Raw genomic sequence first — 22,179 nt, 5'->3', positions numbered from 1 at the left:
AGTGTTCGCCAGGCACTTCGTACAACCTCGTGTCACTCACCCTCGCAGGTGGGAGTCGGTGTCCGTGTCGCTCTGACCTGGAATAAGTTACGCGAAGATCAACACAACACCAAATCGCCTGGTCACAGCGCTGCGCTTTGTAAACTTCAGGGAACCCAGTACCTCTGCGCCAGTTCTTCGATGATCGGATCTCCCTCTTGCGCCAATTCGAGGGCTTCGAGGTCGTCCGACACCGACAACAATCGGGAATCGTCACCTTCTGCATCGTGAATCGGGCGTCGGCCATCCTCGGAGAGTTGGCGCAACAACTTCTCGCGCACGCGGGCCTTCAACGAATCAGCCATACCGCCAGCATGTGCCTCAGACCAGACGATGTCGAGTACTTACTCGTCATCCTTCTTGCCGAAGACCCTTCTGGCTGTCGGGATCAAGACGATCAGTGCACCGAGAAGCACGATCAGTGAGAAAACCTGCATTGCCATTTCGACCTCACTCACATTCAGGCCGGCGCTAGCCAGCTACCCCAAGGGGTGTTCCGCACAACCGTAAAGGCAACAAGCGTTCCGAGCACCGCGATTGTCATTGCCGGCGCAAGCACGATCATCCGATCGGTCAACCCGTTCCATCTGCGCACAACCCACCGCCCCCACGCGACAACCAGTATCGCGATGAACGGAACGATCAACACATTGCTCGACAACGACGCACCGATATCGAGATGCGTCAGATCATTGACTGCTCGAAGGCCACCACACGCCGGGCACCACAGACCTGTCACCGCATACATGGGACAGACCCCGTAGCTTCCGGAATTGTGCGGATCTCGGACGTGCAAAAGCACAAAAGCCGAGACCCCCACTGCAGCGACGCCGGCCGGAGCGCTCAGCGCCCGCCAGCCCCGCACTGCGGAGGTCTCGGTCTTCATACGATCCACTGTAGAAGCTGGTGGCCACCGACTGCTGCGGCCACGCGAACCCGTTCTATCTCGCTCGAATAACGACTGAGCGAACAATCATGTCGTGCCAGCACTGGCTCTTCGAATCCCAGAGCGGCCACAAGTAGTTGAGGAAGCACGCTCCGCCGAGGATCGCTTCCAATATCCATCGCAGGAGAGCCATGGGTGGTCCCAGCGGAACACCGTCGGACTCTCGAACCACGGAGATGCCCAGCCACTTCTTCCCCAATGACTGGCCGGTATTGCCCTGACGGAAGACGTAGTTCCAGACCTCGATCAGGAGGGTCAGAACAATCCCGATCCCGATGACCAAGAGGCCGACCGAATTTGCACCTTCCGTAGTGACGGTTCCGTCGTCATACGTGGTGACCTCCGCTCCCGAGAACGCGATCACCGCGCCGATGATCGCGACGATCACGCCAGGTAGCGGCACGATGAGGTAATCGAGCAAATACGCGCCGACACGCGAAATCCAGGAGGCGTACGGGTAGGCAGGTTGCGGAGGCCCATATCCCTGCGACGACACGGGAGGCATCTGCCCGTACTGAGGTGGCTGTCCGTACTGCGGTTGCTGCCCGTACTGCGGTGGCTGGTTCGGCTGCTCGCCAGATCCCCAGTTCTGCTCCGACATGGCGATTCTCCCCTGCTCAGGCGCGTGTACGCAGGATCAGGATAAACGGGGCATCGAGTATTTACCGGCAAACGACAAGAGCCCCGCACCAGAATTTCCTGATACGGGGCTCTTGGCCGAGCTGCCTGAGAGAATCGAACTCTCGACCTTTTCATTACGAGTGAAATGCTCTACCGACTGAGCTAAGGCAGCGTGCCTTTCGGCGATGGCGAGTCTAACTGGTCAACCCCCGGAACGCGAAAACGGGGGTCGGAAGGCTTCGCCGATACTCGCAACCATCGCGTCGAGAGCCCACTGCAACTTGACGTTGAAATCGACGGCTTCGCGGCATGCCAGCACTGCTTCGATGCACTTCAGTAGACCTTCCGGTGACGTCCGCGATGCCAGATCGGATGCCCGCTCGGCCATATCAGGATGAGTGGACGTGGACGACGACCCCAACGCGTACGACAAGGCGTCGCGGTACATGCCGGCAAGATCGATCAGCGTCCGGTCGAGAAGATCACGCTTGGCCCGCGTATCCCTCGATTTCTGCCGCGCTTCGAGTTCCTTGATCAATCCGGCAGACCCTCGGAGCGTGCCGGCTGTGCCCTTACCGGTTCCGCCGCCGCCGAGCGAGACCTTCAGTTCTTCGAGTTCACGTTCCTTGACGTCGGTGAAGAGTGTCTTGGTTTCGGACTCGATCGACTTCACCAGGTTTTCGGCTGCTTTGTACGCCGTCGATGCGGACGCGGCATCAAAGGCAAGCCGGAGCGACCGCGCACGTTCGTCCCGCGCGACATCGTCGGTAGCCAAGCGTCGCGCTCGGCCGACGTGACCACCGCTGATCGATGCGGCAAATCTCGCCTGGTCGGGAGCCAATCCGTCACGCCCGATCAACACCTGGGCAATCGACTCGACAGACGGCGTCACGAGAGCCAAGTGCCGGCATCGCGAACGGAGTGTGACCGACATGTCCTCTGGGTCCGTGGTGGGAGCGCAGAGCAGGATCACCGTGCGGTCCGGCGGCTCCTCGACAACTTTCAGAAGCGCATTGGCCGCGCCCTCGGTCAATCGATCCGCGTCCTCGACGACGATGACCTGCCAACGACCGGTCGTTGGCCTGCGCGACGCGATATTGACGATCTCGCGCATGCCTTTGACGCTGATGCTCAATCCGTCGGGAATGATCCGTCGTACGTCACCATGGGTTCCCGCCATCGTGGTTGTGCACGCATGGCACTGCCCGCATCCCGGTTCGCCGTCGGACGTGCACTGCAGGGCTGCGGCAAAGCACAGCGCTGCCACGGACCGCCCGGATCCGGGAGGCCCCGTGAAGAGCCACGCATGGGTCATATCGGATCCGCTGGAGTCGCCTCTGGCGGACAGCGCGGCGGCTCGCAAACTCTGCTCGACGTCGTGCTGACCTACCAGCCGACCGAACACACCACGTTCGGTCACATCACTACTCATGCAAAAACCTTAACCGTCGGCACCGACGAGTCCGGCTCAGTCCTTCTTCGCCGGAGCCTTCTTGGCAGCCGCTTTCTTGGCCGGGGCCTTCTTGGCGGCGGTCTTCTTCGCAGCGGCCTTCTTCGCCGGGGCTTTCTTCGCAGCGGCCTTCTTCTTCACCGGTCCGCGGGCACGACGGTCAGCAAGCAACTCCGACGCACGAGCATCCGAGATGGATTCGACGGCATCGTCCTTGCGCAGGCTGGCGTTGGTCTCACCGTCGGTGACGTACGGACCGAAACGACCGTCCTTGATCACCATCGGCTTCTCACTGACCGGGTCGACACCCAGCTCACGCAGCGGCGGAGTAGCCGACGCCTGACGTCCACGTCGCTTGGGCTCTGCGTAGATCTTGAGCGCGTCGTCGAGGGTGACCGTGAACATCTGCTCTTCGTCGGCCAGGGAACGCGAGTCGGTGCCCTTCTTCAGATACGGACCGTATCGGCCGTTCTGAGCGGTGATCTCTTCCTTGCTCTCGGGATCGACACCCACGACGCGCGGAAGGGACAGCAACCGAAGTGCATCCTCCAAGGTGACCGTCGCCAAGTCCATGGACTTGAGCAGCGATCCGGTGCGCGGCTTGGGGCCCGCAACCTTCTTGGCAGCCTTCTTCGCGGGAGCCTTCTTGGCTGCGGCCTTCTTCACCGCAGTCTTGGTGGTTCCCGCGCTGACCTCTTCCGGTTCCGGAACCGGCACGATGTCCGGCTCCGGCTCGGCCGGCGGTTCGGGGAGAATCTCGGTCACGTAAGGACCGAAGCGGCCCTCCTTCGCGACAATCTCGTTTCCGGTCAGAGGATCGACGCCCAGCTTGCGACCTTCTTGAGGCGTCGCGAACAGCTTCTCGGCGTACTCGGGGGTGAGCTCGTCCGGCGGCAGGTCATCGGGAAGATTGGCCCGCTGCGAGATCAGATCGCCTTCGGGATCGTCCGGATTCTGAACCATGCGCTCGAGGTACGGACCGAATCGGCCGACACGTACGTGAACCTCACGACCCTCGGCGTCGTCGAACAGCCGGATGGAGTTGACCTCGCGGGCGTCGATCTCCTCGAGATTGACGCCGACCATCTTCTTGAGGCCGCCTTCGCGGGCGACCGAACCTTCGGCACCGTGCTCGCCACCGAAGTAGAAGCTGCTCAGCCAGTTACCGCGCTGCTCACGTCCACCGGCAATAGCGTCGAGGTCGTCTTCCATGCCTGCGGTGAAATCGAAGTCGACCAACCGGCCGAAGTGCGCCTCGAGCAGACCGACCACGGCGAAGGCAACCCACGCCGGAACCAGTGCGCTGCCCCGCTTGTAGACGTATCCGCGGTCGAGGATGGTCTTGATGATCGACGAATACGTCGACGGTCGGCCGATACCGAGCTCTTCCAGAGTCTTGATCAGGCTGGCTTCGGTGTACCGCGCCGGCGGGTTGGTGCTGTGACCGTCGGGATCGAGCTTGGTTGCCGTGACTTCCTGGCCCTTGACCAGTATCGGAAGCCTGGATTCGGCATCGTCGGACTGACCGCCTGCCTCTTCGTCGACGCTCTCGACGTAAGCCTTGAGGAAGCCCGCAAATACGATGGTGCGACCGGACGCGGAGAACGTGCAGTCCTCACCCGTGCCGGCCGTGCCGGAAATGCGAAGCGTCAGCGTGTTGCCCCGAGCGTCGGCCATCTGCGAAGCCACGGTGCGCTGCCAGATGAGTTCGTACAACTTGAACTCGTCGGCGTCGAGCTTGGAGTGCAACTGCCCCGGCGTCTGGAACACATCGCCGGCCGGACGGATTGCCTCGTGCGCTTCCTGCGCGTTCTTGACCTTGCGGGTGTACTGACGCGGCGTCGGATGGACGTACTCCGGGCCGTACAACTCGGTGGCCTGCGCACGAGCAGCAGCGATCGCCGACTCGGACAGCGTCGTCGAGTCGGTACGCATGTAGGTGATGTAGCCGTTTTCGTACAGACGCTGCGCGATACGCATGGCCCGCTCGGACGTGAAGCGAAGCTTGCGACCAGCCTCCTGCTGCAGCGTCGACGTCATGAACGGCGGGTACGGCTTGCGGGTGTACGGCTTGTCTTCTGCAGACGAAACCGTGAGGTCGACGCCGTGCAAAGCCTCGGCCAGTCGACGCGCGTACGCCTCGTCCAGCACAGTTACGGCACTGCCCCTGAGCTTTCCGTCCGGTCCGAAATCGCGACCGGAAGCAACGCGGGAACCGTCGACCGAGACAAGACGCGCACCGAAACTGCGTGGGCTGGCGTCGGCGCCGGCATCAAGCGTGGCGGAGATGTCCCAGTACGAAGCCGACTTGAACGCCATGCGCTCACGCTCACGCTGAACGATGACACGGGTAGCAACCGACTGGACGCGGCCCGCCGAGAGCCTCGGCATGACCTTCTTCCAGAGCACCGGGCTGACCTCGTAACCATAGAGACGGTCGAGGATACGGCGGGTTTCCTGAGCGTCGACGAGGTCGATGTCGAGCTCGCGGGTGTCTTCGGCAGCAGCACGAATTGCCGGTTCGGTGATCTCGTGGAAGACCATTCGACGAACCGGAATCTTGGGCTTCAGGGTCTCGAGGAGATGCCATGCAATGGCCTCACCCTCGCGGTCGGGGTCAGTTGCGAGGAAGAGTTCGTCAGCGTCCTTCAAGAGTGACTTGAGTTCGGCGACCTTGCCCTTCTTCTCCGGGCTGACGACGTAGAGCGGTTCGAAGTCGTGATCGACGTTGACGCCGAGACGGGCCCACGGCTCGCCCTTGTACTTGGCCGGAACATCCGCTGCGCCGCGCGGCAGGTCGCGAATGTGACCGACCGATGCCTCGACTACGTAGTCCTTACCGAGGTAAGGAGCGATTTTGCGCGCCTTGGTCGGTGACTCGACGATCACGAGGCGACGAGGGTTACCGGACGCTCCCTGACCGCTGCCGTTGTCCGCTTTAGCCACCTGCTGCCCGAACCTTCCTTTGGACGATCACTGCCGTCGGCAGTTCTTCAGAACTAGACGTGTGGAGCAAGTTATACCCCGTGTCTCTCTTTACAGAGTGACATACCCGCACGACATTCGTGCAGATCAGTACAGTATGGACACGGTCAGATTTGTGGCCAGGCCGCTTCGACGTCCACGTGACGGGGTGCCTCGCCCAGGTATTCGACGAGCTTGGTCAGTCGCTTCTTGCCGGCGATACGAAGCCCTGGACCGGGCGTCCGGTTGCCCAGCTGAGTAGGTGCGATACCCACTCGCATCAAGGCTTGCGCCAACGGCGCGTGAGTCTGAGTCGCGTGCGGATCGAGGCCGAAAACGAAGCGTTCGCCGTCCTCTTCCATCCTGCCGGACGAGACTGCCCAGACCCGGAGCTGGCGGGGATTCGGAACCCATCCAGCCGGGACGGACTTCACGGCACCTTTGGTCCACTGCACGGACAGGGGCAGCAGGGCCGGCGTCGCCTGAGTTCGGACGAGCGGGCTTCCTTCATCACTACGCGTCACTTCTGCGCCGAGTCCGCATTGTGCGATCAGCTCGGCGATGGCCTGGGCCCGCCAGTCTCGATCTACGACGATCGAGATCCGAGCACGATCTTCGTTTGTCACCACCTGACCGTGTCCGGCCAGCATGCCGGCCAGGTCTGTCACGGCAGGGGGAATCGACTCGGCGGAGAAAAAGGACAGTTGGCTCACAGAGTGCAACGTAGGGCACGAGGACCGTTGCGACATAAATAATGGGACCTATTACGAAAAGGTCTGTCCCCCATTGCGGCGAGGCAACGAGGGACAGACCGTGTCCAGCTCGGAAGATTCAGACCGCGCGAACGCCTGTCGCCTGGGGCCCCTTGTTGCCCTGCCCTACCTCGAACTCCACACGCTGGTTCTCCTCGAGGGTACGGAAACCGTTGCCCTGGATCTCGGAGTAATGAACGAAGACGTCTGCGGAACCGTCTTCGGGAGCGATGAAGCCGAAGCCCTTTTCAGCGTTGAACCACTTCACAGTGCCCTGTGCCATGCTTTTCCTTCTCTTTCTAACACCGGATTCGATGAACTGCGCTTATTCAATCCATCGGGCCCGTTCCGGCCGCAGTACCAGCTGATTTCCCCCCAGGCTTGCATCCTCGCAGGAAAGGGCAAGAGCACCACGTCCGCAACAAAAGATCCTGCGAGCGTGCACTTTCTCAAGCCTACGAACACAGAAGCTGCGACCGGTTGTCAGTCAACCATGTTCTGCGCGTGCACAACAGTCGAAATACGTTAAGAATTTGCTACCGAATATCACCGGCTTCGACCCGCCGCAGTCGGCCGCCACCCCGTGCCGCCACTTCCGCCAGCCGATGCGTATCATCAAAACTGCAGGTAACGGCAGTTTCGAACTGTCGGGACACCCGAACGCCGATCCCGGAGAGTCACGTGAACGCAGCCTCCCGCATTCCTGATCCCGACGCGGCGCCGAGCGAAACCTACGGACAGATGCTCCTCGGTCGCGTCGTCGCCGGCGTGAGCGGGAACGAAGATCCACTGACGTTCACCGCTCAACTACCTGCTCGCAGCGCCCGGTTCGCCGAATGGCCGGAGTGGTTGCACCCCAGCGTGGTCCGTTCCCTGAACGAGCACAGTGTGACCGCTCCTTGGATCCACCAGCGCACTACCGCAGACCTTGCACACAGCGGAAACCATGTTGTGGTCGCCACCGGCACCGCCTCGGGAAAGTCACTGGCATACCAACTCCCCGTCCTGACCGCGATGGCTTCGGACCCTCTTGCCACCGCGCTCTACCTCTCCCCCACCAAAGCTCTCGGCAGCGACCAACTACGGGCAGTGCTGTCCCTCACCGACTTCGACGCCGAACTACGGGGAACCAATCCGAGCGCGTACGACGGGGACACGTCACAGGAGCTGCGCACATGGGCGCGTGAAAACTCCCGTTGGCTGTTCACGAACCCCGACATGCTGCACATCTCTCTGCTCCGCACCCATCAACGCTGGGCGCACTTCTTCCGCAATCTGAAATACGTGATCGTCGACGAATGCCACTCCTACCGTGGTGTCTTCGGATCGAATGTCGCCCTCATCATTCGCCGACTCCGACGCATCGCGGCCCGATACGGCGCCGACCCCACGTTCATCCTGGCCAGCGCCACCACCGCAGACCCCGGAACAGCGGCTTCGCGGCTGATCGGGGCGCACTGCACCGAGGTCACCGACGACGGATCACCCCACGGGCCACGAACCGTCGCACTCTGGGAACCGCCACTTGTGCCGGCACTCACCGGCGAGAACGGCAGTCCAGTCCGTCGCCCCGCCGGCGCCGAGGCCGCCCGGATCATGGCGGATCTGATGATCGAAGGCGCTCGCACCCTCACCTTCGTACGCTCACGCCGCGGCGCGGAACTGACCGCCATGACCACCAAACGGCTACTCGCAGAAGTCGACACCGATCTGGCCGAACGAGTCGCCTCGTACCGCGCGGGATACCTCGCCGAAGACCGCCGCGAACTGGAAGCAGCACTTGCGGACGGCACTCTGCTTGGTGCGGCAACGACCAACGCGCTCGAACTGGGCGTGGACATCGCAGGGCTCGATGCCGTTGTCGTAGCGGGTTTCCCGGGGACCGTTGCCTCGTTCTGGCAACAGGCCGGACGCTCCGGTCGACGCGGCGAGGGGTCGCTGGTGGTCCTGATCGCCCGAGACGATCCCCTCGACACCTACCTTGTTCACCATCCTTCGGCCATCCTCGAGAAACCCGTCGAGGCAACCGTGACGGACCCCGGAAATCCCTACATCCTGGGACCACAATTGCTCTGCGCAGCAATGGAACTCCCGCTCTCCGACGCCGAGGTCGACTCGTTCGGAGCCATCGACGTCCTCACCAAGCTCGCCGAAGAAGGCAAGATCCGGCGACGCGCCCACGGTTGGTTCATCACCGCAGATTCCAACCCGCACGGCTCACTGGACATCCGCGGCGGCATCGGCACCCAAGTAGCAATTGTCGACGGCGAATCCGGGCGGATGCTGGGAACCGTCGACACCGGACGGGCACCCGCCACCGTCCACCCCGGTGCGGTCCACATTCACCAGGGCGATGCGTACGTGGTGGACGAACTCGACCTCGAAGTCGGTCTGGCACTGGTCCATGCGGAAAATCCGGACTGGACCACCTCGGCGCGCGAAACCACCGAGATCATCATCACCGAACAACTCGAACACAAGAATTACGGCGACATCACCGTCGCACTCGTGCGCGTCGAAGTGACCCATCAGGTTGTGGGGTACCTCCGACGCCTCAACTCCGGCGAAGTCCTCGATTCCATCGAATTGGATATGCCCGCACATACGCTGGAGACCAGGGCCGTGATGTACACGGTCACACCGGAACTACTCGAATCCGTCGGCGTCTCACCCGAGCGGTTCCCCGGGGCGCTGCATGCGGCAGAGCATGCAGCGATCGGACTCTTGCCATTGGTCGCCATCTGCGACCGAGGCGACATCGGCGGAGTGTCGACGGCAATCCACGCCGACACCGGTCTGCCCACCGTGTTCGTCTACGACGGCCACGCCGGTGGCGCGGGATTTGCCGATCGGGGGCACAGTGAACTCTCACGCTGGCTTTCCGCAACCCGCGACGCAATTACGTCGTGCGAGTGCGCCAACGGTTGCCCCTCGTGCGTCTACTCCCCCAAGTGCGGCAACGGAAACGATCCACTCGACAAGGACGGCGCCGTGAAGATTCTGACGGCCGTCATCGACACCATCAGCTGACTAGTCGACAGGGCCCGCGCGCGCCGACGCCTCCGCATCGCCGATACCGAAGCGGGACAACAATACCGGCGCCCGCACTTGAACAATGACATCCCAGTCCTCGACAGTGCACTCCGCGAGTACTGTTCGCATCCGCGTCGCAACGTCGATTGCCGCGGCGCAGCCTGCCTCCGCGCCGCGCTCGAGCGCTCCGGCCCCCGCCAAGGCCGAGAGATCCGCAGACGACTGGGCGGTGTGACGAGCGGTGACCGCCGAACCCACGTGCAGCAGCCCACCCGTCACCGCGACGATCCCGGCCAGCGCAATACACGAAAACACTGTTGCGATACCGTCGTCCGCCTGCAGAGTCATCAGTCCGCTCCTGGTTCCACGGCTGCGACTGCTTCTGCGGTGATGTCCAACATCGGCAGCAAAACACTGTCGGCGCTCACCACCGCCACGGCAAATCCGTCCACGATCTGCACGGAAATCCGGGCGTCGGATGGTGCGATTCGGCGCGACGTGGTGACCGCGTTGTCCCCATCACCGCGGGCAGTCAATCTCGCCGCCTCACGAGCAGCATCCACACACCGAACCTGCATCGTCACCGCCAGAACCGCGCCGACGCACAGCACCACCACAGTGATCATCGAGGCGAGCGCAATTGCTGCCTCGACCGTGACTGCACCGTCATCAGCCTCGCGGATGCTACTCGTGGACAACATCACACAGCCGTCTTGAGCGCTTTGTCGATAATCCCGGTGAGCGCCGTGACAATGGAATCCCCGGTGACCACCGAATAGAGAACCGCTCCGAATGCCGCGGCCGCAATGGTCCCGATTGCATATTCTGCCGTGGACATTCCGTCGTCCTCGGCGACGAGCAACGTCAACCTCGCTGACAACTTTCCCATCATTCCGAACATCGTTTTCCCCTCCTGTAAGACCACGACAGTTGTTCTGCCGCGGAAGAATCGTGGTTCTTCTCAGATAAGCCCGTCGCCGAGTACCGACGACGCCAATCCGATCACCACCGGCACTATCCCCAGCGCGAGAAACGCAGGCAGGAAACAGAGTCCGAGCGGACCACTGATCAGCACGCCCGCGCGTTCGGCGGACGCGGCAGCAACATCCTCCGCGTCATCTCGACGGCGTTCTGCAAGTTCCGCCATCGAGACGGACAGCGACGTCCCCGACCGTGACGACCGGCGCGCCAGTCGGGCAAGTGATTCGGTGTCGGGATCCAACGCAGCTTCGCCCCAGGCCACATCCGGATCGGCGCCAAGGGTGAGCAGATCCGATACACGCTGCAAAGCGCCGTCCATCGGCGCCGGCGCAGTAGCGGCAACAGCCCCCACTGCTTCGGCAACCGGTAAACCGCCACGAAGGCATGCAGCTAGAAGGTCGAAACTTGCTGCGACTGCCAGAGGATCGCCGACCGGTGGCTCGTCCGGCAGAACTGTATACACGGCACTTCTGTCGAGCATTGTTGCCATGCGTGGCAGTGACATTCGGGTGTCCGGAACTATCCATAACGACAGCGCGATCGTCACTACTCCCAGCCAGATCACGAGGTAACCTTCGACGTGATCTTGTCGGTCCACAGGAGGCCGAGAGCTACCAACCCCGTTCCGACTACCAGCATCACTCCGCCGGCGCCACCCCCGAACAGCACCTGCAACGGCGCCGCCCCCATCAGCTCACCCAATCCGATGCCGAGGACCGGCAACCCCGCCAGTACCGTCGCGGTAGCTCGCGCGCCGGCCAGTCCGGCCTCGGTGCGCTGACGGAAACGGTTGCGACCCAACATATCCGTCCGCACAGCTCCTAGAAGTTCGGCCAGCGCCAGACCGTATCGTTCAGCGACAGACCACGCTGACGCAACACGCACCAACTCCCTGTCGACGAGCGAACCACCGGATCGGAATGCATCGGCTGCACTGCCACCCAACCGAGCTCGCGCCGAACCGCGACGGAATACTTCCCCCACAGCGCCCGAGCACTCCTCACCGGCAACGGAACACGCGGACGCCGGGTGCGCACCGATCCGCAACTCTGCAATCAGGACCTCCAATCCGGCAAGTAGCAACGCCAGTTCCGAGTCCCTTGCCAACGATGCCTTCGTCCGCCGAGCACGAAAGAGCGCAGTTCCCACTGCAATCGCGGCGGCGACCAATGCAGAGATACCTCCGAACAACGCACCCAGTACCAGTGGCAGTGCAGCGACAATCAGCGTCCACGGCACGGTGAATGATGCCTTCCCCCGCGAATCTGCGAATTCGAGGAGCCTGGAACGCGAATTCACCGTCGGAGCAACCATCACCGACAGCGCGCACAGCAGCAACGTGGCGCTCATGCCGGCAGCCCGTCCCGATCACTGCGCCCATCCCGATCACGGAGGCGCAGCATTCTTTCGAGTTGATCGCGCCCCGGACCCGCAGCCGGCCATGCCTGGTTGATGTGTACGAATCCGTCTGCGCCGCGGTTGATGACCCCGATCTGCTCGAGTCGCCGAGAACCGTCGGCGGAGCGATGCACGTGTAGAACCACCTGGACTGCGGCTGCAAGTTGACTGTGCAACGCATGTCGATCCATTCCTCCCAACGCGGCCAAGGCCTCCAACCGCGCCGGCACTTCCTCGGGCGAATTCGCGTGGATGGTGCCTGCCCCGCCGTCATGGCCCGTATTCAGGGCCGTCAGAAGGTCGATGACCTCGGCTCCCCGCACTTCGCCCACGACAATGCGGTCGGGTCGCATGCGCAACGCCTGTCGCACGAGATCACGTACCGCTACCTCGCCGACGCCCTCCACGTTCGGCGCGCGTGCGACCAGACGAACCACATGCGGATGTGGCGGAGCCAGCTCGGCCGCATCCTCGACGCAGATGATCCGTTCCCTGGGGTCGACCGCACCGAGCACAGCCGACAGCAATGTCGTTTTCCCCGCACCGGTGCCACCGATCACAAGAAAAGCCAAACGGCACATGATGATTCGATCAAGCAGCGCACGCGCCTCCGGTTCGATCGCCCCGCGAGCGCACAATGCGTCAAGACCTTGCGTTGCAGGTCTGAGCACCCGTAGCGACAAGCAGGTTCCCCCCTGTGCGACCGGCGCGAGAACAGCGTGCAACCTGACACCGAAATGCCCGTCGCCGACTCCGCGTAACCGGCCGTCGACCCACGGCTGTGCGTCGTCGAGTCGTCTTCCGGACGACAAGGCCAAACGCGCAGCAAGGCGTCGCACCGCTGCCTCGTCCGCAAATTTCACGCTCGTTCGTTCCAGTCCCACCCCACGATCGACCCACACCTGGTCCGGAGCAGTCACCAGGACATCCGCGACTCCTGGTTCATGCAACAAAGACTCGAGCGGCCCGGCGCCGGTCAGCTCGGTCTGGAGAATTCGCACGACCTCGAGCAGATCTGTATCACCGAGCACTCCGGCGGACTCAGCCCGAACGGCGTCGGCGACCGTCGCCGCTGTCGGCTCAGCGGCCGTCGACGCCGCCAACCGATCACGGACCCGATCGAGCAGTTCCGCCGTGACCAGACCACTCATGCTGCAACACTCCAGGAACGTGATCCCGCCGCGAGTCCGTCCAGCACCGCGTCCGCTCCGAGGGTCAGCGCGCACTTGCGTCGTAATTCCAGCCCGCCGCGTTCGAGCATCGACCCGAGCGAGCGGTGTCCCCGGACAACTGCGATCAACGGCAACCCGAGCATGGTCGCAACATCGGCCCCGCGGAGACCACCCGGAGCCGGTCCGCGCACCAACAACCCGATATTCGAATTATGTTGCGCCGCCCACATTCCCACCTTCTCCGCAGCGACGCAGGCTGCCACCGTCGCGGGAACAACCATCACGACGGCATCCGAACCCTCCAATACGGCCTCACCCTCCAGTCCTCGACAACCGGAAACATCGCACACGACAAGACCGCCGGATCGTCGGCCGGCGTCGAGCACCGCCCCGAGCGCAGTGACCGAAGGACCACCGATCTCCCCGCGGCTGCACGAGAGCACCCGCAGGTGCTGCCCGCGAGCGGGCAGAGCATCACGAAGCGCATCCGCCGACAAACGCCCACCCTCAACCGTCAACGCCGCCCATCGCAACCCTGGAACATTTTCGACACCGAGCACGACGTCCGCGCCGCAACCAAGTGCGTCGACGTCGACAAGCATCGTCGGGATGCGACGGGCGGCGGACGCCAAGGCGATCGCCGCGGCGCTTACCGAGGCACCAGCTCCGCCACACGCGCCGACAACGGCGACAACTGTGCCCTCGCCACGGCTCACCAAGTGCTCGGCTAACACTGCAACCAGCGCATTCTCGTCCGCCGGCAGTGTGAATATCGCCTGGGCGCCGATCGAGGTCGCGTATTTCCACTCGTCGAGCGTCGGTTCGGACTCACCGACAAGGAAGACGCGTGAACGCCTCGGGTTGCGGCTCGAGCACGCCTTCGCGTGTGCAATGTCCAGCACCACCGCGGATGCCCTGTTCCATTGTTGGCGCGACACCGGTTGTGGCCCCTCGTCCGCCGACTGATCAACGGCAGCCACGACGCGCCGCACGCTGGCAAGAACCAGCGGATCTTCGACCAACACAAGGACATCCGCGTCGACATGCCCTGATTCCCCTGAAGCATTCGAGTTCATGAGCACGAGCCTGAGCGTTGTCGCCGGTAAAGAACAGATACCCGAATCGAGCTGTGGACAACTCGGGTTCTGTGGATAACTCTCAGTTGACGAAGCCGAGTTGATGTACCCGAGAAAGTGGACAACCCCCGCCTGGGGGGAGGCGGGGGTTGTCTTGTCTGTTCAGCCCCGGGGGGTTGGGCTGAACACAGTCCGAGCAAGTCGAACTGCCGTAATCCTACACTGCAAATGTCCGGGAAATGCAAGCCTGAACAGCAGCGATTCGTAAGTGTCGCCGTTCATTTCCCGGTTGTGGTGACGCAACCGAACCGACTGTCGGACTATCCTCGGTAGCTGTGACCGACAAGCTTGGGAATGGACTGACAACCGGGCGGACTGCCGCTTTCTTCGACCTCGACAAAACCGTCATAGCCAAATCCAGCACGTTGGCTTTCAGCAGGCCGTTCTTCGCGCAAGGATTGATCAACCGGCGCTCGGTTCTCAAGAGCAGCTACGCGCAGTTCCTGTTCCTGCTCTCGGGCGCCGATCACGATCAGATGGAGCGCTTGCGCGCACACATCACCGCGATGTGTGCCGGCTGGGATGTGGAACAGGTCAAGTCGATCGTCGCGGAGACTCTGCACGACATCGTCGACCCCCTCGTCTACGCCGAGGCCGCCGACTTGATTGCCGACCACAAGGTGCGCGGCCACGATGTCATCGTGGTGTCCGCGTCGGGCGAGGAGATCGTCGCTCCGATCGCCCGCGCACTGGGAGCAACACACTCGGTCGCGACGTCGATGAAGGAAGAGGACGGGCACTACACGGGCGAGGTCGACTTCTACTGCTACGGCCCCGGCAAAGTGGAAGCCATGGAAAAACTCGCAGCCGAGTACGGATACGACCTCTCCGCGAGTTACGCCTATTCCGACTCGATCACCGACTTGCCGATGCTCGAGGCCGTCGGGCATCCGAGTGCCGTCAACCCCGACCGCGCGCTTCGCAAGGCAGCAGCCGGAAATGGTTGGCCCATACTGACTTTCTCGAATCCGGTCTCGCTTCGCGCTCGGCTGTCAGCACAGTCGGGCACCGCTGTGGCGACTACTGCAGCGCTCGGAATCGGAGCTGTGACAGCCGGTGTTGTGACGTTTGCACTACTTCGCCGAAAACGGTGAAACTTCAAGCACACAAACAAAAATTGACACTTGCTGTGAGCCGCAACACAGGGTACAAAGGAGTTACGGAAGAACGGAAGGCCAGGAACGGCTCAGAAGAGAAGGACCGTTTCCCCAACCCGGATTCCCAGCACGGGCACTAGGGCACCCACGCGGAGCACAAGCCACTATAAGGGCAGAAGTGTTGTGGGCCTGCGAGATTCGTTCAATTTGAGCGAGGACTCCGCACAAGTTGCGGGGACGACCTCAAAATGGCGATCCCTCGCCGAGGCCATCCACACAACCCACCGAGCACGCTTGGTAACGAGTAGTCCGTGCTAACGGGCGGCGAAGTCGATAATCGGCAGCGCCGCCCGTTTTGTGTGTGGAACGAGCCCGATGTGGAACCAGCCCGATGTGGGTTAGCTCGGACTCGCGGCGTCGGCAATCGACGTTGCCTCGCGAGCACCAGCTTCAAGCGCGCCGCAACACAGAATTACCCAACTCCCGACGCCTTCCGGACGACCGGAAGCAAATCCCGCGGCTCCATCGGCGTACGCCTGCGGCCTACGCAGCCAACTGACCTCAGGGACGCCGAGGTTGTGGGGATCCAAACCGGACGAGACTGCGACGAGTCGGGACGCGGCGCGCGCCACAATGCCGTCGGCGGTACCGAACGGACTCAGTGCCAACAATTCGCCGTGCACGACTGCCGCAAGAACCGGAGCCGGCGCCGACGTTCCACCCGTCACCAGTTGGGCGAGAGCGTCGAGACGCTCGCCGACGCCCGGATCCATGCGAGGTCGTCCCAGTTCGTCAGGATCCTCGACCAGATCTGCCGCCGCCAGTAGGTGCAACCTGGCCAAAGCCTGCAGCGGCGCCCGTTTCCACGTGGACTCCATCAGTGGCAGACCGTCACCGTCCAGCGCCTGCGCAACCCGCAGGGCGCCGGCAAGAATCGGATCACCGGCCATCCCCTCTGCCGGCAGCTCCGTCGACCCTCCCGCCAAAGACGCCGATGCCCGAGCGGCGCGGACTGCAGCTTCGGCAGCCGTCGTCGGCCATCCGCGTCGGTTGGTTTTGTGCCGATGCACCTCACCGAGTGCGTCGCGCGCGTGATCAGCGGCGGCGCGTACGCCTGGAAGATCGACGAGGGGCTGCAAGGGGTCCGTCACGATCAACGACGGTACCCTTGCAGCCCCTCTGTGGACTTGCCTACCTACCTGTTGCGTCAGCTTCCCAGCTTGATGGACCCACCGGGAATCGCGTCGAGCAACTTGCGTGTGTAGTCCTGCTGCGGATTGCCGAACACGTCGTCGATCGGCGCCGATTCGACGATCGAGCCGCGCGACATCACCAACACGTTGTCCGCGATCTGACGAACCACGGCCAGGTCGTGCGTGATGAAGAGGTACGTCAACCCGAACTCTGCCTGCAGGTCGTTGAGCAGGGTCAGAATCTGATCCTGTACGAGCACGTCGAGAGCGGACACCGCCTCGTCGCAGATCACGACCTCCGGCTGCAAGGCCAACGCTCGCGCAATTGCGACGCGCTGACGCTGTCCACCGGACAGCTCGTTCGGGAACCGTCGCATCACCGACTGGGGCAGACCGACCTTGTCGAGAAGTTCGCGGACGCGAGCCTCACGCTCGGCTTTGGTCCCGACCTTGTGGGTACGCAGCGGCTCTTCGATCGTGCGGTAGATCGAGTACATCGGGTCGAGCGTGCCGTAAGGGTTCTGGAAGATCGGCTGCACTCGGCGACGGAACGCAAAAGTTTCCTTCGCACCGAGTTCGGACACGTCCTGACCGTCGAAGACCACGTTGCCTGCAGTGGGCTCGAGCAAACCGAGAACCATCTGCGCGACCGTCGACTTACCGGAACCCGATTCGCCGACGATCGCCGTGGTGGTTCCGCGGCGGACCTTGAAGGACACGTCGTTCACAGCTGTGAAGTCGGTGGTCTTGCGGAAACCCTTGCGCAGCTTGAACACCTTGGTCAGATGATCGACAACAAGAACGTCGTCGGTCGCCTTGCCGAAGGACTCTGCCGTACTTTCCTCGGCCTTGACCGCTTCGGCGACCTCTTCCGCCTGTTCCCGAATCTCGGCGCGGGCCACCGACGAACTGAGTCGCTTCGACGCCAACGACGGCGCAGCAGCGACCAGCTTCTGCGTGTACGGATGTTGCGGACGCTTCAGAATCTCCAGTGCCGGACCGGATTCGACGATACGCCCCTTGCTCATCACGATCAGGTGCTCGGCGCGCTCGGCGGCCAAGCCCAGATCGTGGGTGATGAGCAGAACAGCGGTGCCGAGTTCCGTTGTCAGACCATCGAGGTGGTCGAGAATCTGACGCTGAACCGTGACGTCGAGCGCCGACGTCGGCTCGTCCGCGATCAGGAGCTTCGGACGAGCGGACAACCCGATCGCGATGAGTGCGCGCTGCCGCATACCGCCCGAGAACTCGTGGGGGTACTGCCCCAACCGGCTCTCGGCGTCAGCGAGACCTGCCTCCTCGAGCAGTTCGGCGGCCCGAACCTTGGCTGCCTTGCCCTTGGCGATCCCGTTGGCGGCCAGTGCTTCCTCGATCTGGAAGCCCACTTTCCACACCGGGTTCAGATTCGACATCGGGTCCTGCGGAACCAAACCGATCTGGCTGCCCCGGATGTGGACGAAGTCCTTCTCCGAGACCTTCGAGATGTCCTTGCCGTCGAAGATGATCTCGCCTGCCGTCACCTTGCCGGTGCCGGGAAGCAGATTGATGATCGAGTGCGCGGTAGTGGACTTACCCGAACCCGATTCGCCGACGATGGCGACCGTCTGACCCGGATAGACAGTCAGGCTGACGCCTCGAACTGCCGGAACCGGACCGGAATTGGACTGGAACGACACCTCGAGATCACGAATCTCGAGCAGCGGAGTTTCCTCCGAGGTGAGAGTTTCCTTGGTGGTCATCGTGCTCACCGCTTCCGCGACTTGGGATCGAGGGCGTCGCGCAGCGCGTCACCCATCATGATGAATCCGAGGACGGTGATCGCCAAAGCCGTTGCCGGGTAGAACAGAATGGTCGATCCCTGACGCAGCGTCACCTGAGCGTTGCTGATGTCACCGCCCCACGAAACCTCGGTGGACGGGAGCCCGATACCGAGGAAGGACAGCGTCGCCTCGGCAACGATGTACGTGCCGAGCGAGATGGTGGCCACCACGATGATGGGAGCCAACGAGTTCGGGATGACGTGGCGAATCAGGGTCTTGAGCTTCGAGACACCCAACGCTTCCGAAGCCATGACGTAATCGTTGTTCTTCGCCGAAATCACCGCACCACGAGCAATTCTTGCCATCTGCGGCCAGCCGAAGAGCGCCAGGACGCCGACGACGGTCCAGATGGTGCGATCGGTGAACAGCTGCATCAGAACGATGGCAGCGAGGATCAGCGGGATACCGAAGAAGATGTCGGCGACACGGGAGAGAATCGAATCGGTCCAGCCCCCGTAGAACCCGGACAGTGCACCGAAGATCACTCCGATCACCAGCACCGACGCCGTGACGCCGACGCCCACGAGTACGGATGCGCGAGCACCGTAGATGGTGCGCGAGTAGACGTCACAGCCCTGACGATCGAAACCGAACCAGTGCCCTGAGGTCGGCCCCTGCATGCTGTAGGTCAGATCGCAGAACCGCGGATCGGTGCTCGTGAACAAGCTCGGAAACGCTGCGATGACGATGACCGCGAGGATGATGATCGTCGAGATGATGAACAGGGGACGCTTGCGCAGATCGCGCCACGCGTCGGTCCACATGCTCGTCGGCGCCTGATCGAGCGTGACGGCGTCCGTCTCCCCCGGTGCCGCAACTTCGGGCGGTGCCACGAAATGACTTTGCCGGACTGCACGTCCGGTCTTCACGGTCTCAGACATAGCGGATCCTCGGATCGAGCGCGGCGTACAAGAGGTCGACGAGCAGATTCGCGATCAGGTAGATCACGATCAGGATGGTGACAAACGAAACCACCGTCGGCGCTTCACCTCTGGTCACCGCCTGGTAGATCGTGCCGCCGACGCCGTTGATGTTGAAGATGCCCTCGGTGACGATGGCGCCGCCCATCAACGTCGCGAGGTCGGCACCCAGGAAGGTGACCACGGGGATCAGCGAGTTGCGCAACACGTGCACGCGAACCACTCGTCCGCGGGAAAGTCCCTTGGCGGTGGCTGTTCGCACGTAGTCGGCACTCAGGTTCTCCGCCACGGACGTTCGGGTAAGTCGCAGTACGTAGGCAAACGAGACCGAACCCAGAACCAGGGCGGGGAGCAGGAGGTTCTTGAAGCTGGTGTTGCCACCGACCGTCGGCGGGACGATGCCCCATTTGACGCCGATGAAGAACTGAGCCAGGAAGCCGATCACGAAGATCGGGATGGCGATGAGAACGAGGCTGAACAGCAGGACGGTGCTGTCGAAGAATCCGCCCTTACGCAGGCCGGCGATGAGGCCGAAGCCGACACCGAAGACCGTCTCGACGATCAGTGCCATGAAGGCAAGTTTCATCGTGATCGGAAATGCCTGTGCCAGAACTTCACTGACAGGCCGTCCGGAGAACGACGTGCCGAAGTCCAGCGTGAAGATGCCCTTCAAGTACAGCAGGTACTGCTGATAGAAGGGGAGATCGAGGTGGTAGCGCTCCCGAAGCTGCTGTGCAACAGCCGGACTGAGCGCCTTGTCGCCCGCCAACGCGGCAATCGGATCACCGGGAAGCAAGAAGACCATGGCGTAGATCAGAAGAGTGGCCCCGAGAAAAACCGGGATCATTTGAAGCACTCGGCGACCGATGTACCAGAGCATCGGATCACCTCCTTGTCGATGATCGTGTCCGTCAGCGGACAATCCGACGTGAACACGAGTTCGGGGCGGCAGGCAGAGCGCCTGCCACCCCGAACTCACGTTTCAGATGCGAATCGTTCTACGCGTCAGTTCTTTTCGATGTCTTCGTAGACCGGAATACCATTCCAGCTGATGGTGACGTTGGAGACGTTCTCCGACCATCCACTGGCTGCGTTGCGGTACCACGTCGGAACTGCAGGCAGGTCCTTGAGCAGGACTTCCTGAGCCTGGTCGAGCAGTTCCTGAGCCTTCGCCTGATCGGTCTGGCCGGCCGATTCGCGCAGGAGGCGGTCGAACTCGGGGTTGGAGTAGTCACCGTCGTTGGAGCTGCCACCGGTCTGGTAGTTCTGCGCCAGGAAGCCGTACTGCTGCGGGTAGTCACCCTGCCAGCCGGCACGGAATGCACTCTGGATGGTGCGGTTGGTGGCTTCGGTACGGATCTGAGCAAAGGTGGGGTACTGCTTGCCCTTTGCGTCGATGCCGAGGGTGTTGCGGATGCTGTTCGACGTGGCGTCGACCCATTCCTGGTGTCCACCATCGGAGTTGTACGCGATCTCGAAGCTGCCCGACCACGGAGCAATTGCATCGGCCTTCGCCCAAGCAGCCTTGGCTGCCTCGGGATCGAACTTCACGTTGCCGTTTCCGGTCAGCGAGTCGTTCCAACCCTCGATTGCGGGACTGGTGAAGTCGAGCGCAGGCGTCCTGGTCTTGTTGTAGATCTGCTGCGTGATCTGATCGCGGTTGATCGCCATCGAGATCGCCTGACGGCGGAGCATGCCCTCTTCGCCGCTGAAGTGCGGCAGGCGCCCCGGGATCGTGACCAATTCGATGGTTGCCGACGGCTGGTTGACCGTGCGTCCGGGCAGGTCCGACTCGAAGGTCGTGACCGCGCTCGGCGGAACCTGGTCGAGAACATCGACATTGTTGGCCAGGAGATCGGTGTACGCCGTGTCGAGGCTGTTGTACATGATGAAGTCGACGCCGGCGTTCTTCGGCTTGCGGTTGCCGTTGTAATCCGGGTTCACGACCGTGTCGATACGGACGTTGTGCTGCCACGCACCCGTTCCGTCGAGCTTGTACGGACCGTTACCGATCGGATTCTCACCGAACGCGGTCATGTCCTGGTAAGCGACCTCAGGCAGCGGGTAGTACGCCGAGTGGCCGAGGCGGTCGGGGAACGCCGATTCGGGCTGCTTGAGTTCGATCGTGAAGGTGGAGTCGTCCACTACCTTCAGACCCGACATCGTCTGCGCCGTCGGGACCTCGGCTGCAACTTCGTCGAAGCCCTTGATCGGATCGAAGAACGAAGCCTGAATCTGAGCATTGGTGGAGAGAGCGCCGTAGTTCCACGCGTCGACGAACGACTTCGCGGTGACCGGGGTGCCGTCGGTGAAGGTCCAGCCCTCCTTGAGCTTGACGGTGAAGTTCTGACCATCCGTACTGTCGATGGACTCGGCCACCTCGTTCTCCGTGCCACCAGCGGCGGTGTACGAAACGAGGCCGGCAAATACGGCGTCGACGACGCGGCCGCCCATGTTCTCGCCCGTGTTCGTAGGGATCAACGGGTTCTGGGGCTCGCCCGCCCAGGCGTTGACGACCCCGCTGGACGATCCGCCCGACGAATCGTCGGACGAACATGCCGTGATCAGCACTGCCGTCATTCCGAGTGCGACCGCACCGGTCGCTATGCGTGAGATACGCAAAGGAGTTCCTTCCACATCTAATAGACCCCGAGCAT

Annotated in this window: 21 protein-coding genes and 1 tRNA gene; 2 read left to right on the top strand and 20 right to left on the bottom strand. The window is 62.6% G+C overall.

What is annotated here, in order from left to right; translation table 11 throughout:
• Nucleotides 1–146 precede the first annotated feature (146 nt).
• The 8 genes from C7T36_RS16185 to C7T36_RS16150 form a co-directional block, all read right to left on the bottom strand.
• Nucleotides 147–344, bottom strand: a complete 198-nt coding sequence (locus C7T36_RS16185) for a hypothetical protein (RefSeq protein WP_033235958.1) — start codon at nt 342–344, stop codon at nt 147–149.
• 155 nt (nt 345–499) lie between these two features.
• On the bottom strand, nt 500–925 hold the full coding sequence (locus C7T36_RS16180) for a DUF2752 domain-containing protein (RefSeq protein ID WP_045066574.1): 426 nt from the start codon (nt 923–925) through the stop codon (nt 500–502).
• A gap of 55 nt (nt 926–980) precedes the next feature.
• Nucleotides 981–1,586 (bottom strand): RDD family protein, encoded by a 606-nt coding sequence (locus C7T36_RS16175; protein ID WP_033235956.1) that lies wholly within the window; start codon nt 1,584–1,586, stop codon nt 981–983.
• A gap of 119 nt (nt 1,587–1,705) precedes the next feature.
• Nucleotides 1,706–1,778, bottom strand: a tRNA-Thr gene (locus tag C7T36_RS16170).
• 30 nt (nt 1,779–1,808) lie between these two features.
• Nucleotides 1,809–3,038, bottom strand: a complete 1,230-nt coding sequence (locus tag C7T36_RS16165; protein ID WP_033235955.1) for a DNA polymerase III subunit delta' — start codon at nt 3,036–3,038, stop codon at nt 1,809–1,811.
• 36 nt (nt 3,039–3,074) lie between these two features.
• Entirely contained in the window at nt 3,075–6,002 is a 2,928-nt protein-coding gene (topA, locus tag C7T36_RS16160; RefSeq protein WP_045066573.1) for a type I DNA topoisomerase, read from the bottom strand.
• 146 nt (nt 6,003–6,148) lie between these two features.
• Complete coding sequence (locus C7T36_RS16155; RefSeq protein ID WP_045066883.1) at nt 6,149–6,733, bottom strand: hypothetical protein; 585 nt, start codon at nt 6,731–6,733, stop codon at nt 6,149–6,151.
• A 118-nt stretch (nt 6,734–6,851) separates the two neighbouring features.
• A complete protein-coding gene (locus C7T36_RS16150; RefSeq protein ID WP_033235953.1) occupies nt 6,852–7,055 on the bottom strand; it encodes a cold-shock protein in 204 nt (67 codons plus the stop codon).
• 458 nt (nt 7,056–7,513) lie between these two features.
• Between C7T36_RS16150 and C7T36_RS16145 the strand changes: the two genes are divergently transcribed.
• Nucleotides 7,514–9,802, top strand: a complete 2,289-nt coding sequence (locus C7T36_RS16145; protein WP_045066882.1) for a DEAD/DEAH box helicase — start codon at nt 7,514–7,516, stop codon at nt 9,800–9,802.
• On the opposite strand, the gene C7T36_RS16140 is transcribed toward C7T36_RS16145, so the two are convergent.
• Genes C7T36_RS16140 through ssd form a run of 7 tightly spaced genes read right to left on the bottom strand, consistent with a single transcriptional unit; the run spans nt 9,803 to nt 14,432 of the window.
• Nucleotides 9,803–10,153, bottom strand: a complete 351-nt coding sequence (locus C7T36_RS16140) for an Rv3654c family TadE-like protein (RefSeq protein WP_033235952.1) — start codon at nt 10,151–10,153, stop codon at nt 9,803–9,805.
• The gene (locus C7T36_RS16135) at nt 10,153–10,506 is read right to left on the bottom strand and encodes a TadE family type IV pilus minor pilin (protein ID WP_045066572.1); all 354 of its coding nucleotides are present in this window, start codon (nt 10,504–10,506) and stop codon (nt 10,153–10,155) included. The genes C7T36_RS16140 and C7T36_RS16135 overlap by 1 nt, the downstream gene beginning before the upstream one ends.
• The gene (locus tag C7T36_RS16130; protein WP_033235950.1) at nt 10,506–10,706 is read right to left on the bottom strand and encodes a DUF4244 domain-containing protein; all 201 of its coding nucleotides are present in this window, start codon (nt 10,704–10,706) and stop codon (nt 10,506–10,508) included. The genes C7T36_RS16135 and C7T36_RS16130 overlap by 1 nt, the downstream gene beginning before the upstream one ends.
• Nucleotides 10,707–10,766: 60 nt before the next feature.
• The gene (locus tag C7T36_RS16125; RefSeq protein WP_045066881.1) at nt 10,767–11,291 is read right to left on the bottom strand and encodes a type II secretion system F family protein; all 525 of its coding nucleotides are present in this window, start codon (nt 11,289–11,291) and stop codon (nt 10,767–10,769) included.
• A gap of 56 nt (nt 11,292–11,347) precedes the next feature.
• Nucleotides 11,348–12,136 (bottom strand): type II secretion system F family protein, encoded by a 789-nt coding sequence (locus C7T36_RS16120; protein ID WP_045066570.1) that lies wholly within the window; start codon nt 12,134–12,136, stop codon nt 11,348–11,350.
• Nucleotides 12,133–13,335, bottom strand: a complete 1,203-nt coding sequence (locus C7T36_RS16115) for a TadA family conjugal transfer-associated ATPase (RefSeq protein ID WP_045066569.1) — start codon at nt 13,333–13,335, stop codon at nt 12,133–12,135. Before C7T36_RS16115 ends, C7T36_RS16120 begins: the two co-directional genes overlap by 4 nt.
• Nucleotides 13,332–14,432, bottom strand: coding sequence for a septum site-determining protein Ssd (gene ssd, locus C7T36_RS16110; protein WP_045066880.1), 1,101 nt, complete (start codon nt 14,430–14,432; stop codon nt 13,332–13,334). Before ssd ends, C7T36_RS16115 begins: the two co-directional genes overlap by 4 nt.
• 335 nt (nt 14,433–14,767) lie before the next feature.
• On the opposite strand from ssd, the gene C7T36_RS16105 reads away from it, so the two are divergent.
• The gene (locus tag C7T36_RS16105; RefSeq protein ID WP_033235947.1) at nt 14,768–15,586 is read left to right on the top strand and encodes an HAD-IB family hydrolase; all 819 of its coding nucleotides are present in this window, start codon (nt 14,768–14,770) and stop codon (nt 15,584–15,586) included.
• A 401-nt stretch (nt 15,587–15,987) separates the two neighbouring features.
• Here C7T36_RS16105 and C7T36_RS16100 read toward each other — a convergent pair whose 3' ends face one another.
• The 5 genes from C7T36_RS16100 to C7T36_RS16080 form a co-directional block, all read right to left on the bottom strand.
• Complete coding sequence (locus tag C7T36_RS16100) at nt 15,988–16,740, bottom strand: hypothetical protein (protein WP_033235946.1); 753 nt, start codon at nt 16,738–16,740, stop codon at nt 15,988–15,990.
• A gap of 56 nt (nt 16,741–16,796) precedes the next feature.
• The gene (locus C7T36_RS16095) at nt 16,797–18,521 is read right to left on the bottom strand and encodes an ABC transporter ATP-binding protein (RefSeq protein WP_106939760.1); all 1,725 of its coding nucleotides are present in this window, start codon (nt 18,519–18,521) and stop codon (nt 16,797–16,799) included.
• A gap of 5 nt (nt 18,522–18,526) precedes the next feature.
• On the bottom strand, nt 18,527–19,483 hold the full coding sequence (locus C7T36_RS16090) for an ABC transporter permease (RefSeq protein WP_045066566.1): 957 nt from the start codon (nt 19,481–19,483) through the stop codon (nt 18,527–18,529).
• Nucleotides 19,476–20,402 (bottom strand): ABC transporter permease, encoded by a 927-nt coding sequence (locus tag C7T36_RS16085; RefSeq protein WP_033235977.1) that lies wholly within the window; start codon nt 20,400–20,402, stop codon nt 19,476–19,478. Before C7T36_RS16085 ends, C7T36_RS16090 begins: the two co-directional genes overlap by 8 nt.
• 125 nt (nt 20,403–20,527) lie before the next feature.
• A complete protein-coding gene (locus C7T36_RS16080) occupies nt 20,528–22,144 on the bottom strand; it encodes an ABC transporter substrate-binding protein (RefSeq protein ID WP_033235976.1) in 1,617 nt (538 codons plus the stop codon).
• Nucleotides 22,145–22,179: the final 35 nt, after the last annotated feature.

This window comes from Rhodococcus sp. AD45-ID (assembly GCF_003023755.1).
GTDB classification, from domain to species: domain Bacteria; phylum Actinomycetota; class Actinomycetes; order Mycobacteriales; family Mycobacteriaceae; genus Rhodococcus_F; species Rhodococcus_F globerula.
Note: the sequence above shows the minus strand (reverse complement) of the source record. Positions and strands in the feature narration are given on the sequence as shown.

Coding starts and splice junctions, on each gene's coding strand:
- C7T36_RS16185 (WP_033235958.1), bottom strand. CDS start 344: ATGGCTGATTCGTTGAAGGCCCGCGTGCGCGAGAAGTTGTTGCGCCAA.
- C7T36_RS16180 (WP_045066574.1), bottom strand. CDS start 925: ATGAAGACCGAGACCTCCGCAGTGCGGGGCTGGCGGGCGCTGAGCGCT.
- C7T36_RS16175 (WP_033235956.1), bottom strand. CDS start 1,586: ATGTCGGAGCAGAACTGGGGATCTGGCGAGCAGCCGAACCAGCCACCG.
- C7T36_RS16165 (WP_033235955.1), bottom strand. CDS start 3,038: ATGAGTAGTGATGTGACCGAACGTGGTGTGTTCGGTCGGCTGGTAGGT.
- C7T36_RS16150 (WP_033235953.1), bottom strand. CDS start 7,055: ATGGCACAGGGCACTGTGAAGTGGTTCAACGCTGAAAAGGGCTTCGGC.
- C7T36_RS16145 (WP_045066882.1), top strand. CDS start 7,514: ATGCTCCTCGGTCGCGTCGTCGCCGGCGTGAGCGGGAACGAAGATCCA.
- C7T36_RS16140 (WP_033235952.1), bottom strand. CDS start 10,153: ATGACTCTGCAGGCGGACGACGGTATCGCAACAGTGTTTTCGTGTATT.
- C7T36_RS16135 (WP_045066572.1), bottom strand. CDS start 10,506: ATGTTGTCCACGAGTAGCATCCGCGAGGCTGATGACGGTGCAGTCACG.
- C7T36_RS16130 (WP_033235950.1), bottom strand. CDS start 10,706: ATGTTCGGAATGATGGGAAAGTTGTCAGCGAGGTTGACGTTGCTCGTC.
- C7T36_RS16125 (WP_045066881.1), bottom strand. CDS start 11,291: ATGTCACTGCCACGCATGGCAACAATGCTCGACAGAAGTGCCGTGTAT.
- C7T36_RS16120 (WP_045066570.1), bottom strand. CDS start 12,136: ATGAGCGCCACGTTGCTGCTGTGCGCGCTGTCGGTGATGGTTGCTCCG.
- C7T36_RS16115 (WP_045066569.1), bottom strand. CDS start 13,335: ATGAGTGGTCTGGTCACGGCGGAACTGCTCGATCGGGTCCGTGATCGG.
- ssd (WP_045066880.1), bottom strand. CDS start 14,432: ATGAACTCGAATGCTTCAGGGGAATCAGGGCATGTCGACGCGGATGTC.
- C7T36_RS16095 (WP_106939760.1), bottom strand. CDS start 18,521: ATGACCACCAAGGAAACTCTCACCTCGGAGGAAACTCCGCTGCTCGAG.
- C7T36_RS16090 (WP_045066566.1), bottom strand. CDS start 19,483: ATGTCTGAGACCGTGAAGACCGGACGTGCAGTCCGGCAAAGTCATTTC.
- C7T36_RS16085 (WP_033235977.1), bottom strand. CDS start 20,402: ATGCTCTGGTACATCGGTCGCCGAGTGCTTCAAATGATCCCGGTTTTT.